Origin of the sequence: Sporosarcina koreensis, assembly GCF_042655825.1 — a bacterium.
Classification (GTDB): Bacteria; Bacillota; Bacilli; order Bacillales_A; family Planococcaceae; genus Sporosarcina; species Sporosarcina koreensis.
Genome location: NZ_JBHSNP010000002.1, coordinates 183,600 through 198,388, shown reverse-complemented (window position 1 = coordinate 198,388; position 14,789 = coordinate 183,600). Strand labels below are relative to the sequence as shown.

The window sequence follows — 14,789 nt, the reverse complement described above, 5'->3', positions numbered from 1 at the left end:
GGTCTTTTTTACAAGCCGGCATTTTTTCTATTAATCAGCTCCTGCTCCGCCACCGCCTCCATCTCCTCCTCCGCCACTGTAACCACTGCCGGAATCATAGGATCCGCCTCCCCAAGAAGAGCCGCTTTTGCTGACGGACATCGGACCCCAAGTAGAATACGTGAAATAAAGCGGATCCACTTGCAATGCGAATAAGGGCGCCAGTGAGGAGGATTCAGGCAAGCTACGTTTGAATCGCGGCAGCCTCTTCTTTGATTTATTCAATAAATAAGCACGAGCAATCCAACGATCGGTTTCATCCTGATGGAGATAATCCGGTAGTCCCCGCTTCAACTGCCATCTGTATTTCGTAATGCTCATCTTCGTATAAAGCGCGGTTAACGAGCTCGGCATCGCTTTTGGAATTAAGAAAAATAAAATTGCACCACAGACGATTGCGGATAGGACTGCATTCGTCACTTCCAAAGCCACGGTTTGGGCGCCTATGGAAAACATACCGATAAAGAACAGGATTGCTGGCCATTTCTTGTCGGGGCTTGTAATGTAAAAGTAAAACACGATGACTGCGGCAATCGCAGGAAATGCAATTCCCCAACCGCCAGCCCCATCCGCGTAAAACCCAAACATCGTTGTGATCGTAAGCAGGAGGAAGATCGTCGTCTTCAACACTTTCGGCAGCTTCGTCGATAGTGCCCCCGCATCCTCCATAAGGCGAAGCACATCGTCATGCCAGGTTTTATGATTTTCATGGAATTGTTTTTGCTTGCGCAAGTAGGTCCGGTTCTCTTTATCGCCATGCACGGATGGCCCCGCCATATCATGCAAATGGAATTTCCGATGACCGACCCTCCCTTTGAATAGCCATGTCACCAAATATTGCTCATGGGGCAATAATTTGTGATTGAGTTTCTTCAATTGTTCATTCGATTGAAGCAGTCTGAATACGAGCGTCTTTTCCGGGGCGCCTTCCTTCCCTTGGAAACGTGCCGCCGAATCCGCCAGTTCCGCTTTGACAATCCCTTTTTCGACGAGCGAAAACAGCCCCGAGAGAAAGCTTTTCCGATTGAACTTGCCGTTTTGATCGACAAAAGCCAAATACGTCGGATCGGTTTGCAGGACGAGATCGGTGTTGCCGAACAGGGAGAATACCCGTTGCCTCAGCAGAAGAATTAAGATGGTTAGTGCGATGAAGAACATGCCAAGGCCATTCGCCGCTTTTTCCACAGCGGGAATCTTCGCCCATCTGGATTGATTTTTATCGATGAGCTGCTGCTCGTGCCGGATTGCTTCCTCGAATGAAATCGGCTCCGCAATTTTTTGCTGATCGGTCATAATTTCCGAAGGGAACAGCACGCGGGTCTCCGTCACTGTATATGCGGACGACTTGGGCGTATGAAACGAAATCCCGTCGCGATAAGCCTTCCGCACCTGCCCTTCCCGGTCGTGCATAAATCCATGAATGCGGTCATCCCCTGCGTCGCCCGGCAACACGTATGTGATGTCCACATTGTTCAGATCCGCATCGTGATTGTCTCCGCTCTCGAAATAGATGACGGACAAATCGCTATATGCATCGTATGAGGTTACGGCGTTCTTCATCGTGTAGACGTACAGAATGGAAACGATTTTATTTTCCGCACTGATAGCTGTCCGGTACGTACTCCCTTCGCGGTTCACCGCCGCTTTCGTTAACGCGGATTCTTCGATCTCCCCGACTACCGGATTGCGTCCGTCGAGTAGATATGCCTCGAACTGATTGATCTGCCCACGATGTTTCTCCGGGAACGACCGCGACAACCGCGAAAACGCCCCATCCAACGTATAGGTGAACACCTCATTCACCAACATATCGCCATTCGGCTGCACCCACCCCTTGATCTGCACCCGATCAATGGTGTAAGACTTTGCGATGGCGTTTATAGGGAATACCAGGAATAATGCCATTATGAAAACGAATAGCTTTCTCACCACGACCACCTCCTTTCAATCTCATACGAGGCATGCAGGCAGAGGGTTTCAATTAAAATTCTAATAGGGAGATTTGGCATGTTTTTTGCGGCAATAAAAAAGTTTTGCGCACTTTCGGACTGGATATGCGCAAATTAAGATAGGTTATGACGCAATCCATCGACGTTTTGCGCATCTTCAGGTAAGTTATGCGCAACTTTTTACTAGTTATGATCACTTCGGGACTTCCGACTCACATTAAACGTTTTCCTTTTCGACGGGATTCCCCCGTTATTATTCCTAACTAGATTGTCAAAGGCATTCAGCGCGAGTTTACTAGTACCTAGGGCAATCAAAAACTCCCCGCGAGCATACTATTTACGCAGAATTTTTCTATGCAGCTCCCTTCATCATGGTGCGCCAAATGCTTTTGACACATTAACAAGGGGTTGATCCCGAGTGTTTCTATTTATGCGCAATTTTTATTATCATTCCGGGAAGTTCAACCTGCAAACACCAACTCGTTAGTCTCCACTTCCACAACAAAATCCTCTTCCAATACACGTTTGAAACAGGCGATTTGGTTATCTTACTATCGCCTGTCTAAGCATTTCTTGAGGTCTGCCTTTTTGCACATCAAATAGCCTTTCAAGATCACGTAACCCGACTGCATACTTGACACCTCTTTTTTCACCTATTGAGGGGATTTCCAAATGTTTCAATATCCTTGAAACTCTATCTTTGTTATCGGTCCGAAAAAAGTTTCGGATGTCCTTGTTCGTGAATTGAAAATCGACCAACATGCAGTATTCCAGGAGCGCCTGAATATGTGCGAGCTTGTCGACATGACCACAACTTTTACAGCCCCAACCACTATGGATTGTCTGCATTCCATGGGTAGCACATTTTTCACAACGAATGCCTGGTACCAATTCTGCTCGTTGGATATTGTAGTTTTGAATTAAGGGAAATGAATTGTATCTACGATGATCGTTTGTGAGGTCTTTCACTACTGCTTTGAGGGTTTTCGAATCAAGAGATGGGGGAGTCTCCTTCTGCTTTCTTAAGTAAACCGGTATTTCATAGGGGAATAAAAGCGTTAAATTCTTGCGTACATTTTCAAATTTTTGCTGCGGTCTGGGGAAAACAACAGCACCTTTGATTGGGATTGAATAACCTTTTTCAAAAAACCAATCTTTCAAAAGCATTATGTTCCGTTCAAGCTGCACTGATGGACATTCAAATGCATCAACTTGTCCATTTTCTAAAACTCGCACAAGCTGGTTCTGATCTTGTGGAAATTCGATTCGGCCGGCGATATTTTTTACTTCTAATACAACCGCGCCTCTACTTGATAGAAAAAGCGTATCGATTTGAAACTTGCCGGACGATTGTAGATTCAAATCATGTAGTATGTAATGTTCAAACGGAAAACCATACTTATTGAAAATGCTTTCTAGAATCCTCTCTCCATTTTCTCCCGCACGAACTTTACGAATCTCCTGCATTAGATTTTCCTCGGCTGGATGGTGTTCCGGCAATCTTTTTACTAGCGCTTCAAGTCCTAACAATTTGAGCGGCAATGATTTTCTTTTAACTATCAATAAGCTCCACCTCCTACTCACATCGTAACATGCTATCGTACGTTATACTATCAATTAACCGAAAATTTAATTTTCACGAACGAATACAGTATCAATTTTCCGCTTCAACACGCGTTCCTGTTTAACCGAGGAAGCCTTTCATGTAGCTTTGAGCAAATTAGGGGCTCTTTTGCGCGAATTCAAGCAGGTTATGATGCAATTCGGCGACGTTTTGCACATCTTCGGGTGAGTTATGCGCAACTTTTAACTAGTTATGATCATTTCAGGACTTCCGACCCATCCCATCAAGCACCACTCATGCACAAACTGCAAATTCCGACATCCTTGTGTCGCCCGTTGCCTCTGCCTATAACTGATGCTACAATGGAAGGTAGGATTTACGATAAAAAGGAGTGAAGTCTTCATGTGGTTCCTATTCATCATGTACACGTTGTTCGCTTTTATCATCCTGGGCACAACATTTGGTCTTGTCAGCACATTCAACAATCATAAGTGATTGTTGAAGTGCTTTTTTTTTGCATGCAAATGGAAAAGGTGTCCCCGGCTAGAGGACACCTTGTTTAGGTATTACACTTGTGGAGGCAGGATTTCAGGTGGCTTAAAGTTTTCCCTGCCTTTTGCAGTTGCATCGACACTGTCATTCTGTTCCATCGCCAGAGCGGTTCCCGATCCGGCAAAGGTTGCAAATAGTGCTGCCAATAGCAGGATGGACAATTTCTTTCTCATGACTCGTCATCTCCTTCCGCGTAGTAGTACAAACTATACTTATCCGCTTTTTCATTGTTCCCAATGGAGCGATGATAGTTTGCCAATTTCCAGGCCATGCTTCTTGCTTCTCCTATATAACCATATTTTACGAGAAAAGGAAATGCAGTTTGTTCACAAAAGTCGAAAAGTTCTGGTTGGGAAATTTTCATCTTTCTAAAGTAGGTTAACAACGTCAACAAATATGGGTCTTCTTTCCTCTGCGCAATTGCATCCAATTCATCAATCAACGGATCCATGTCAATATTTGCTTCCGTTGCGGTGTGCAGCAGGTGAATGAGGACCGCTTGATAATAATCGGTTCCCGGTTCCAACAGCGCTTTTAATTCATGCAGCATTTCATATGCAGACTTATGGAGGCCTCGGCGATTTTGCAAAACCGAATAATTATAGAGTGCCCCTTGGTACAGCTGGTCCATTTCCATCATCTTCGCATTGCGGAGGATCGTTTTGAATAAGCCGGCCGCCTGCAAGATGAAGTCGCGGTTTGTATAATTGATGGCGAGCAGCAGCTGGGCGTGAAGCAGGCGGATATAATTGCAATCCTTCCGGAAGTGGTCAACAGCCATTTCTGCAAAGTATGTCGATCTGCTGTAGTGCGCCCGATTATGGAGCAAATAGGCTTTTTGATAAAATACCTCCCCTTCGAACATGACGGGGATTCGTTCGCGGTATTCTTCAATTTGTTCCAATCGACTTTCCGCCTCTGCAAAGTTTTGTGTGAAGGTGTCGTACATGAGGTAGATGACTTTGGAAACTCCTTTTTCATAGTCCGTGAACGACTTTTCCATTCGTTTCAAGATAGAAACTTGCTGGGTTGCGCGGGGAATTTCCTGTTTGAATAAATAATAACGCAATTTATAGAGCTCGTACCGGTTCACCAAATCTGTCGATTGCAAATAGTCTTCTTGCGCGGAAAGTTTTATATATACCTCTTCCATCGATTTCAAGTCGTAATAGACCGAGTGCATGATGAACGTTTCCAATTTCTCTTTCCAGTATGCATATGTATCCACTTCCCGCTCCCATTCAATGCCCATCCGTTTGAACAGTTCATTGATTGTTTCGGTATGGGGAATGTATTTATTCGACTCGATTTTGCTTAAATGGGAAATGGAGCAGACGCCCTTGCTGAGCTCGCCTTGTGTCAAATTGTTTTTCATTCTGTAGTATTTTAGGATGGATCCGACATTCATCATTAGCACCCCTTTGATTTCTTACTATTCAAAACATATCATTTCCATTAATTGAATACATGAGAAAACAGTCCCAGGGGAGTAAGGGACTGTTTTCGGCCTAATGTATGGGATTTTCATTAGGAGGCTATGTTAACGTACTCTTGCGAATCCGAATCCGGATGCAATGTCATCTCCTCTTCCGGCATGATAACCGCCGAGGATGTCATATGATTTCGCACGATTTTGCAAGTTGGAGCGAAGCTGAACGTTTGTGAAGCTTGGATTTTCAGCCCAGATTTTCGCCGCCAGTCCTGCCACATGCGGTGTTGCCATAGATGTTCCGCTAATTGTTGCATACCCGCCGTTGTACCAAGTCGAGAAGATGGACGTGCCAGGTGCTGACAATTCAACATCTCCCGTTTGGATGACATAGTCGCCGGCCGTTCTTGAATGTCCGCGGGAAGACGAGTTGGCGACTCGGAATGTGCCGTTTTCCAACCGATTTTCAAGGTTGGCGACAGCAATTGCTGATGGCAAGGCTGCCGGATAATCGATCGAACCAGGTGAAAAGCCGTCGTTTCCTGCCGCTGCTACAATCAATACGCCGCGGTCATAAGCGTAATTGACAGCATTCGTGATCAACGAACTTTCTCCGTTCGAACCGAGGGACATGTTGATGACTACGTTCACTCGTTGGGAATATGCCTGATCTGCCGCGTGGCGGATTGCATTCGCGATGTCATCCTCATAGCCGCTTCCGGAGTCGTTCAGTACCTTATACGCCCAAAGCTTTGCATTCGGGGCCACTCCGTAAACGCCTCTTCTGTCATCGCCGCCTTCGCCCAAGGCAGTTCCGGCCACGTGGGTTCCGTGCCCGTTTCGGTCGGTGCATGTATTATTCACAAGCGATGCGCTTTGTGTGAAATCCTTACATTGTTCCGCATTGTAGTATAAGTCGCTATGGTTCACATTGACGCCTGTATCAAGCACGGCGATTCTTACGTTCGAGCCGCCTGTCGTATATGTTAAATTATTGTCGTTGTAGATCGCTTTGATTCCCCAAGGAACGGACTGGCTAGCCGCAGCTGCGTCCATTTCATCATTCACCTTCAAGGATGATGGATCGATCTGGATGGATAGGACGTCCACTTTTTCGACAGTGATATGTGGTAGATTTTGCAACGCCTCGAATTCTTTCGCTGTCACGTCCGTCGTGTAGGAATGGCCGTCGAACTCATTGCGCAGCTCGTAGCTTTGTTGAAGCTGTTGCAATTCTTGGTCACTTGTTGCCGTGATAAGTACGCGGAACGTTTCGCCCCTTTGCTTCATTTGATCCTCTTTGAAATCCCGGAAATCATCCTTTGCAAACACGCTTCCTGCCGGACCAAGCATACTTGCCGTTAATGCAATTGCTGCGAGGACCTTCAATGGCTTCTTCATTCATTCTCCTCTTTTCCTAATAGATTCGGTGTTGCTATCTTCACTGTAGCAAACATTCCGACTATAGGAAATTGGGAAAAATCCGATAGGATTCGACAGTTTACGCGCTTCCGTCTCTATCTATCCGCCCCTGTTTAGGCAGTTTTTTGATTCGAATGAACTAGAAAACACCGGCTCTGACTACAACCGGTGTTGGGCAAATCGGGCATTTCCTATCTGATTATACCTACCAATCAAGCAGTAACATCTCGTTTTATGAACGTTGAAAAGCTGATGACGAGGAAAGCGACCATGTAAACAGCCAATACGGCGAACGAAAATGGCATCGTTAAGTCAGGGATTAACATCATGCCTGTTTCGAATTGAGTTAAGTCCATATGTGTGAAAAGCAAGTACTTCGCAATTTCATATTGCGAAAGCAACGCGCTGATTGTCGAGCCGGTGAAATAAATGAACAGCGACAAGCCGATGGCAAGCGAGCTGGAACGGAAAACGCTGCCAACCGTGAATGCGAAGGTTGCTGTGACGAATACGCTGCAGAATGAAAGAAGCAGCATATACAGACTTTTGCTCCAAACCGACCAACTTGACAGACCAGCGCCTGCATCCGACTTGAATAATAGAATCGCCAGCAGGATGTAGACAACATAGCCGATCAGCATGAGGAGCATGCCGAACAGATTCACTGTAAGGAATTTGGATAAAAGAATCTTCCACCGTTTCACCGGACGTGTCAGCAGCATCTTGATCGTCCCTTGTGAAAACTCGGATGCGACGATGCCCGCTGCGACGATGACTGTCAGCAACAGGACGGTTCCGCCAAGCGATGACGGATCCTGGATCATCCCTTCCCTTGTAAAATTGCCGCCCATATTCTCCTGCATACTGATCCATTTCATCAAGCCCATCATGCCAGTAGTAATGATGATGAGAATGCCGGTCATGACCCAAGTCCCTTTTTTATTCCACAATTTCATCCATTCATTTTGCATAAGCTTCAGCAATCTGGCCACCTCCAGTCATTTCGAGGAACTCGTCTTCCAACGTCTTCCGGTGCGGCTGAACCGCATACACTTGCAGCCCTTCGGCAATGAACGACTCGACCAAGCCCGGAATTTGGTGCTGCTCCGCATTGACGAGCATCCCGTCTTTAAACGCTTCAACCGTAAATCCTCCGTCAAGAAGCAGTTGCTTCGCCTTTTCCGCCGGCGACGCTTCAATATAATAGAACGACTCCCGTGTCTCGGACATTTCACGGATATCGATGAGCTTGCCATTTTGGATGATGGCAATCCGGTCACACATGAGTTCGATTTCGGAGAGCATATGGCTGGAAACGAAGACGGATACCCCTTCCGTTTCGGCAATTTTACGCAAGTATTGGCGGAATTCGCGGATTCCCGCAGGATCCAGTCCATTTGTCGGTTCATCCAAAATCAGGAACTTCGGGCGGTGCAGAAGCGCCTGTGCCAAACCGAGACGCTGGCGCATCCCCAGCGAATACGTCCCCACTTTCTCGTGGATCCGATTTTGCATTCCGACTTGGCGGACGACTTCATCAATCCGCTCCTTTGTCACGCCATTATGCATGCGCGCGAAATGCACTAAATTTTTATAACCCGACATGAACTTATACATTTCCGGGTTTTCAACGATGACGCCGACTTTCGAAAGGCCTTCCTCGAAATCGTCACGGAGAGACACCCCTTCGATGACAATGTCGCCCCCTGTCTGCTTCATCAGCCCGACCATCATACGGATTGTCGTCGTTTTCCCCGCCCCGTTCGGACCGAGGAAGCCCGTAATCTGACCCGGATACAGCGATAAATTCAAATTGTCGATGATCTTCTTGCTTCGAATCGTCTTGGATAAATTCTTCAATTCCACTACCGGTTTCATTTTCCCAACTCCCTTTCCACTTGCTGATCTTTGAATAACGACACCATCCAGCTCGTTGCATCGATTCCGTAGAAGTCGCGGATTTCGTCGACCGCCTCATGGGCGATCACCCGCCCGCCCCGCATGACGATGATTTCATCAAGCAACGGCTCAACTTCCCGGATTTCATGCGTCGACATGATGATTGTCTGGCGCTCCGTGTCTGTGAAGCGGATGAGCCCTTTCGCAATATCATCCCGCACCATCGGGTCAAGGCCGGAAAACGGTTCGTCCAGCAAATAAGCATCGGCTTCCCGTGCAAGCGTCACTGCGATTTTCACACGTCCCCGGTTCCCTTTGGACAGATTTTTCATTTTCGAATCAAGTGACATGTTCAGGAACTGAAGAATTTCCTTCGCTTTTATGTCGTCAAAATCCTCGAATTGCGAATCATAGAAATCAACGAGTTGCTGTATTGTGAAATACGGATAAAACGCATCCGTGTCGGACATATACGCAATACGAGCAGCAATCTGCCGGGTGATCGGCTTTCCGTCAAATGTCGCAGTCCCGGAATTCGGCGTCAGCAAACCCGCCATCAGCTTCAATAATGTCGACTTCCCGCTGCCATTTTCACCGACAAGGCCGATCACTTTTCCCCTTGGAATTGATAATGTCACGTCGTGCAACGCCCTTTTGCTGCCGTATTTCTTAATGATACTTTTCAACTCAATCATTTTCGCCACCCCGTTCCTGCAGGCTCTTAATAATTTCATCCGTTGTGAATCCGAAAGCCGCCACGCTTTGAAGGAATGTCGTCACGAGCTGTTCTTTCATTTCATCCCGCAGCGCCGCGATCTTTTCCTGATCCTCCGTCACGAACGACCCCTGCCCCCTTTTCGTCTCGGTGATCTCCATTTGCTCCAACTCCTTATATACGCGCTGCATCGTGTTTGCATTGACGCCGGCTTCCACTGCGTACTCACGGACGGACGGCAACTTCTCCCCCGCTGCAAGCGTGCCGCGCATAATATCCCCTAAAATCCGGTCGATGAGCTGCTGGTAAATCGGTTTATCCGGAGAAAAATCAATGCTCATCGTCAGTACCTCACTTTCTTTTCAAGCAGGATTGCTCCGCTTGCGAATAATACGAATGAAACGGCGAGGTATATGAACGTGCTGGCAAGGGGTTCCATCGTCTTCAACACAACCGTCAGGAATCCCCATATCACCATTCCAAAAACAAAGATAGGAATGAGAGAAAGTATTGCTGCCAGCCAACCAAGTCTAATTTCTATAACTTTATAGATCACCCATATAAGCATGCTCGCCGTCATCATGAAAATGGAAGAGACCAGCAATTTTTGCACTGTGATCACCCCTGGGACAAACCCTGCGAAACCGCCTATGAAATAGGCGACCACCCCTATACCACCCCAGATTAGAACTAATCCCATCACGACAAGAAGCGCCATTGCCATTTTCGCAAATAAAAGCTTCCATATTGGAGCGGGGGAATGCAGCCATACATCAGGCCGCTTCAAATCCACTTGCAGGCTATGGAGAAATAATGCTATGCCTGAAAACATAAGGATTGTCGTGAAAAAATGGTCAAGCTCATTCGAATCAACAATGCCGCCAACCGCCGCAGGTGTAAAACTTGAAACAGCAAGCCCAATGAAAATGACGACAAAGATGACAACTGAATACTTTAGGGACACCCATTCTTTTCTCAATAAACCATTCCAGCCCGTCATAGCTTCACCTTCCTATCGAATAACGTAATGCCTGCCAGTAACAGGCCGACTGTAAAGAGTACGGCGCATAATAAATCACCGGCATATACAACCGTGTCGGTATACGCGAAATATCCGTACTCGATTTCGATCGTCGGGTTTTTAATTGCCATCAAATCGATCTTTCCAAATTCGCTGAGTCTCTTATAAAGGTCTGAACTGACGACTTCCCCGTACACTCTGATCGACAGGACGAACAAGACAAGCGTAATAACTATGGAGAATCCCTTTAAAAACCGTTTGAGCATATGATCGAGCACGATGAAGAAAAAGCCGACGACCATGAACATGAGCGAGCCTAGGAAAATGAAGCCGATGAATACGCTGCCGAAAAACAGCAGCTCCTCGAACGTCGTAACCGTTGGCCGCATGAACGCATATCGGATGGCGACAACGGCTGTTGGAATGATCAGGCTTGCTGCCCCAATGAGAGCAGCCATCGTCATTTTCATTCCGACAAGCGTCATCGTTGTGGCCGTCGAATGCAGCCATAAATCCGGCCGTTTCATTTCCCGATTAAACATGATTGCGAATGAAATGACTGGCACCAAACTGCCGAAAGCCGCTGCCATAAAACAAACGACCATCGTAATCTCAAAAACGGCAATGTCATCCGCCGCAAGCCATCCGGCAATGGTCGGCAGCGTGAACAACCATGTCACCATCAGAATTGCCAGCACGAGCAGAGTCAATCTCCACTGAATCCATTCCTTTTGCAATAAACCATTCCACTGCTTCATATGCCTCCCCCTTCTGTGTTGGTGTATTAGTTACATAGTACACTACTGTATGCTGGAATGTAAAGGAAATTGAATGATTCGTGTGAAATGAAGAGAAAGTCCTTGTTTGGTGGGTGTGTGGAGTTATCGATCAATTCCCGCAAGTTATCGGTCATTTCCCAGAAGTTATCGATCATTTGGGCGAGTTTATCGGTCACTTCTAGGAAGTTATCGGTCATTTTCACATTTATATCGTCATTTCGGGACTAATGGACCACCCCATTAAAAGAGCTTTTTAGTTTGTCAAAGGCATTTATCGCGACAAAAGAGGCTGCCAAAGGGATTTCTCTGGGTAACTTATCGCAAACTCAATAATACATAAGCAACCCTTATACATATCGTTTCATTTCCCGTCATAGCTTCTCCTATCCATCTCCTCTACACTGGAGATAACAACACAAAAGGGGCGAATGACTATGACTGAATTTCTCACTGGCATCGACCATATCCAAATCGCGGCACCTCCACAATCGGAAGAGCAAGCACGTGAATTTTACGGCAACCTGCTTGGCATGGAAGAAATCCCGAAGCCCGAAAACCTGCAGGCGCGTGGCGGCTGCTGGTTCAAATGTGGCGCGCAGGAAGTCCATATCGGCGTTCAGGCGGATTTCACACCCGCTAAGAAAGCGCATCCCGGCTTCACCGTGCATGCGCTTGAACAATTGAAATCCCGATTGGAAACAGCCGGATTTGAAATTTCAGAAGAGCCGCCGATCGCAGGACGCGCCCGCTTCTTCACACATGACCCGTTCGGCAACCGGATCGAGTTTTTGGAGTTTGATTAAGACACAATAATATCCTTCTCCTGCTGATCCAGCCGGTTCAATTCTTCCATCGCTTCATCGCGCTTCCGCCGCAACTGGTCTTGCACGCGGCGGACGTCGTGAAGCACAGTGTTCAGCTTGCTTTTCGCGTCCGTGATCCGTGAGTGGACCGCCCAGTCGGAGAAAATGTTATCGAAGAATATATCCGTAAATGTGAAAAAGTCGTTATGATTCACATTAAATGATTCTGTCGCGGCATTTTGGACATCCATCAATTCCGTTTCATAATGGCGCAATGCCCGTTGCGCGCGGTGTACATGGTCATCCGAGCTGTTCATTTCCGAATACTTCAGCGCCGAAACGATGAGCCCGCCGCCTAAAAACGTATCCCACACGGACAACCCTTCCGCATTGCCAAGCTTATCGAGCGCTGCGTCCAATGCCCGCTTCGCTTTATCACCCGCTTCATATGCCTCGTCAATTTCTCTCACCAATGAACGGACACGCACGCGGTCATCGGCAATTTTCTGCAGCGTGCCATTCGCCACTGTATCGTTTTTCCGGATCCACGCTTCCTTCTCTTTCAAGAAATCGTTCCAATCCTCATCAATATAAAGGAAATCATCACGATTCATCTCTGAGCGCAGCCGTCCGACTTCTGCTTCCAAATCCGTCACCGTCTTTTCGGCTTCATTGTATTTCAGCTCGGCTTCCGCGACCTCATTGATTTCCTTTTCCATCTGTTCATCCCATTTGCCTGTCCACTCTTTGATTTTATTTGCAAATGAAAACTTGCCCAACTTCACTACATCCTGTTGCTCCTTCGACAGCTGCCGGTGCAGGCGATCGCGCAGCCGGACTGCTTCCTTGTATTGCACTTCTGCCCCGTCAAGCCGGCGCTTCACCCGATTCCTCTCATTCCGCAGCATCGTCAGCTCCATTTGCCGTTCATGAATATCCGCCCTCATCGTGATCACTCCTTTCTTTATATACGGAGGAAGATTAGTTGAAGTTTCAATTAATGCTTGAGGACGCGGCAAGTTTATCTTCCAAGCGGGCATCTCTTCACGCCAAATGCCTTTGACCAACTAAAACGAACCAAGAATGAACCGCAATCTGCATAGGTATAAAGTCTCGAAATGATCATAACTCATCAAAAGTTGCGCATAACTCATGAAAAATCTCGCATACCTCCATCAAAGTTGCGCATTCCTAGCCAAAAGTTGCTCATAATCCAGCCAAAGTTGCGCATAACTTCCCCTCCACTGGCAAGCCCCGTTATTCAACCCCGTTATTTGTCAAAAGCACTCTAACGCGACCGGCAAATACATATAGGAAAAGATCTCCGCGGTGCAGTTTTCCCCACATAAAAAAACCGCCCTCTCAGGCGGTTTTCCATCAATGTTTAATTTCCCGGCGCAGTTTCCGGTGATCCCGGCGTGCAGGGCCTGTATCGAATAGCCGTTTTTCGGCTTCGGTTTCCGGATAGACGCCCGGAACCGGTGTCGGTTTATTGTTTTCATCCATGGCGACCATCGTCAGGAATGACTCCGTTGTCAGCTTTGTCGCACCTGTCAACAGATTCATCGAATGTACCGTTACGAAAACTTCCATTGAAGTGCGGCCCGTCGAGCTGACGACCGCTTCCAGTTCGAGCACATCCCCGACCGTTGCGGACGACAGGAAATCGACCGAATCGATAGAGGCCGTGACGACTGCTTTATTCGCATGCTTCATTGCCGTAATGGCGGCGATTTCGTCTATGTACGCCAAGACCTTCCCACCAAAAATCGTATCCAGATGGTTCGCATCCGGCGGCAATACTAGCTTCGTAATGATTGTGCGTGAATGACTCATCGGTCGTTGTTCCATAGTTCCATCTCCTTTACCTACTACCTTCCAGTATACCCGCATCCGCTAATCTTGAACAAGCTCACTCGAATAACATGAGGGAATAAGGGTGTGTGAATGAAAAGCGGCCATCCTGCTTCACGCTTTCCTCGATAATCATCCCGCCTTCCATCACATACACCCGGTCGCATAAATGCTGCACGACTTTTAAATCATGGGAAATGAACAGAATTGCCATGCCCGTCTCCCGGTTCAACCGCTGAATCAGCTCGACAATCTCCTTTTGGATCAACCGATCCAGATTAGAAACGATCTCGTCGCAAATGAGCAGTTTCGGCTCCACAAGCATCGAGCGCAGCAAGTTCACCCGCTGCCGTTCACCGCCACTTAGTTCAGAAGGGCGCCGATCCAAATGCTTCTCTTCCAAACTCACCCGATCAAGCATCGCACGGATATACGCATCCCGATTCCCCTTCATCGTTCGAAGAGGCTCCTTCAATATGTCACGGACCGTCCAGGAGGGATTCATTGCTGCAGTTGCATTTTGGAAGACGATTTGGCAGGAGGCATAGAAATCATCCGTATCAGAGAATGAAATTATCCCTTCATCCACAGTCTCTAGCCGCATAATGAGACGCGCAAGCGTGCTTTTCCCGCTGCCGCTTTCGCCGACGATACCAACGAGCTCCCCTTCCCCGACCGACAAATTGATGTCGTGGAGAACAGTCTTCCGCTGTTTTCCCCTGCCGTAGCTTTTCGAAAGATGTTCAACTCTAAGCAAATTTCT

General features: G+C 47.3%; 15 protein-coding genes. 1 reads left to right on the top strand and 14 read right to left on the bottom strand.

What is annotated here, in order from left to right; genetic code table 11:
- Nucleotides 1–30 precede the first annotated feature (30 nt).
- The 11 genes from ACFPTP_RS00955 to ACFPTP_RS00905 all read right to left on the bottom strand — a co-directional run bounded on the left by ACFPTP_RS00955 (nucleotide 31) and on the right by ACFPTP_RS00905 (nucleotide 11,348).
- On the bottom strand, nucleotides 31–1,968 hold the full coding sequence (locus ACFPTP_RS00955) for a DUF2207 domain-containing protein (RefSeq protein WP_381441496.1): 1,938 nt from the start codon (nucleotides 1,966–1,968) through the stop codon (nucleotides 31–33).
- A gap of 563 nt (nucleotides 1,969–2,531) precedes the next feature.
- A complete protein-coding gene (locus ACFPTP_RS00950) occupies nucleotides 2,532–3,551 on the bottom strand; it encodes a nuclease-related domain-containing protein (RefSeq protein WP_381441495.1) in 1,020 nt (339 codons plus the stop codon).
- Nucleotides 3,552–4,118: 567 nt separating this feature from the next.
- Nucleotides 4,119–4,277: a hypothetical protein gene (locus ACFPTP_RS00945; RefSeq protein ID WP_381441493.1), complete on the bottom strand. Its 159-nt coding sequence runs from the start codon at nucleotides 4,275–4,277 to the stop codon at nucleotides 4,119–4,121.
- On the bottom strand, nucleotides 4,274–5,512 hold the full coding sequence (locus tag ACFPTP_RS00940) for a helix-turn-helix domain-containing protein (protein ID WP_381441492.1): 1,239 nt from the start codon (nucleotides 5,510–5,512) through the stop codon (nucleotides 4,274–4,276). Before ACFPTP_RS00940 ends, ACFPTP_RS00945 begins: the two co-directional genes overlap by 4 nt.
- 132 nt (nucleotides 5,513–5,644) lie before the next feature.
- The gene (locus ACFPTP_RS00935; protein WP_381441491.1) at nucleotides 5,645–6,934 is read right to left on the bottom strand and encodes a S8 family peptidase; all 1,290 of its coding nucleotides are present in this window, start codon (nucleotides 6,932–6,934) and stop codon (nucleotides 5,645–5,647) included.
- 233 nt (nucleotides 6,935–7,167) lie between these two features.
- Nucleotides 7,168–7,938 (bottom strand): ABC transporter permease, encoded by a 771-nt coding sequence (locus ACFPTP_RS00930; protein WP_381441490.1) that lies wholly within the window; start codon nucleotides 7,936–7,938, stop codon nucleotides 7,168–7,170.
- Nucleotides 7,916–8,833, bottom strand: coding sequence for an ABC transporter ATP-binding protein (locus ACFPTP_RS00925; RefSeq protein ID WP_381441489.1), 918 nt, complete (start codon nucleotides 8,831–8,833; stop codon nucleotides 7,916–7,918). Before ACFPTP_RS00925 ends, ACFPTP_RS00930 begins: the two co-directional genes overlap by 23 nt.
- A complete protein-coding gene (locus ACFPTP_RS00920) occupies nucleotides 8,830–9,549 on the bottom strand; it encodes an ABC transporter ATP-binding protein (RefSeq protein ID WP_381441488.1) in 720 nt (239 codons plus the stop codon). Before ACFPTP_RS00920 ends, ACFPTP_RS00925 begins: the two co-directional genes overlap by 4 nt.
- Nucleotides 9,542–9,910, bottom strand: coding sequence for a GntR family transcriptional regulator (locus ACFPTP_RS00915; RefSeq protein ID WP_381441487.1), 369 nt, complete (start codon nucleotides 9,908–9,910; stop codon nucleotides 9,542–9,544). The genes ACFPTP_RS00920 and ACFPTP_RS00915 overlap by 8 nt, the downstream gene beginning before the upstream one ends.
- A gap of 2 nt (nucleotides 9,911–9,912) precedes the next feature.
- Nucleotides 9,913–10,569 carry a hypothetical protein gene (locus ACFPTP_RS00910; protein WP_381441486.1) on the bottom strand — a complete coding sequence of 219 codons (657 nt, stop codon included), beginning with the start codon at nucleotides 10,567–10,569 and terminating at the stop codon, nucleotides 9,913–9,915.
- Complete coding sequence (locus ACFPTP_RS00905; protein WP_381441485.1) at nucleotides 10,566–11,348, bottom strand: hypothetical protein; 783 nt, start codon at nucleotides 11,346–11,348, stop codon at nucleotides 10,566–10,568. The genes ACFPTP_RS00910 and ACFPTP_RS00905 overlap by 4 nt, the downstream gene beginning before the upstream one ends.
- 455 nt (nucleotides 11,349–11,803) lie before the next feature.
- On the opposite strand from ACFPTP_RS00905, the gene ACFPTP_RS00900 reads away from it, so the two are divergent.
- The gene (locus tag ACFPTP_RS00900; RefSeq protein WP_381441483.1) at nucleotides 11,804–12,172 is read left to right on the top strand and encodes a VOC family protein; all 369 of its coding nucleotides are present in this window, start codon (nucleotides 11,804–11,806) and stop codon (nucleotides 12,170–12,172) included.
- Here ACFPTP_RS00900 and ACFPTP_RS00895 read toward each other — a convergent pair.
- From ACFPTP_RS00895 to ACFPTP_RS00885, 3 genes are all read right to left on the bottom strand, one after another.
- Nucleotides 12,169–13,119 carry a hypothetical protein gene (locus ACFPTP_RS00895; RefSeq protein ID WP_381441482.1) on the bottom strand — a complete coding sequence of 317 codons (951 nt, stop codon included), beginning with the start codon at nucleotides 13,117–13,119 and terminating at the stop codon, nucleotides 12,169–12,171. The two genes, ACFPTP_RS00900 and ACFPTP_RS00895, sit on opposite strands and share 4 nt — an antisense overlap.
- Before the next feature lie 430 nt (nucleotides 13,120–13,549).
- Nucleotides 13,550–14,023, bottom strand: coding sequence for an acyl-CoA thioesterase (locus tag ACFPTP_RS00890; RefSeq protein ID WP_381441481.1), 474 nt, complete (start codon nucleotides 14,021–14,023; stop codon nucleotides 13,550–13,552).
- A gap of 61 nt (nucleotides 14,024–14,084) precedes the next feature.
- Entirely contained in the window at nucleotides 14,085–14,783 is a 699-nt protein-coding gene (locus ACFPTP_RS00885) for an ABC transporter ATP-binding protein (RefSeq protein WP_381441479.1), read from the bottom strand.
- Between the last annotated feature and the right edge of the window lie 6 nt (nucleotides 14,784–14,789).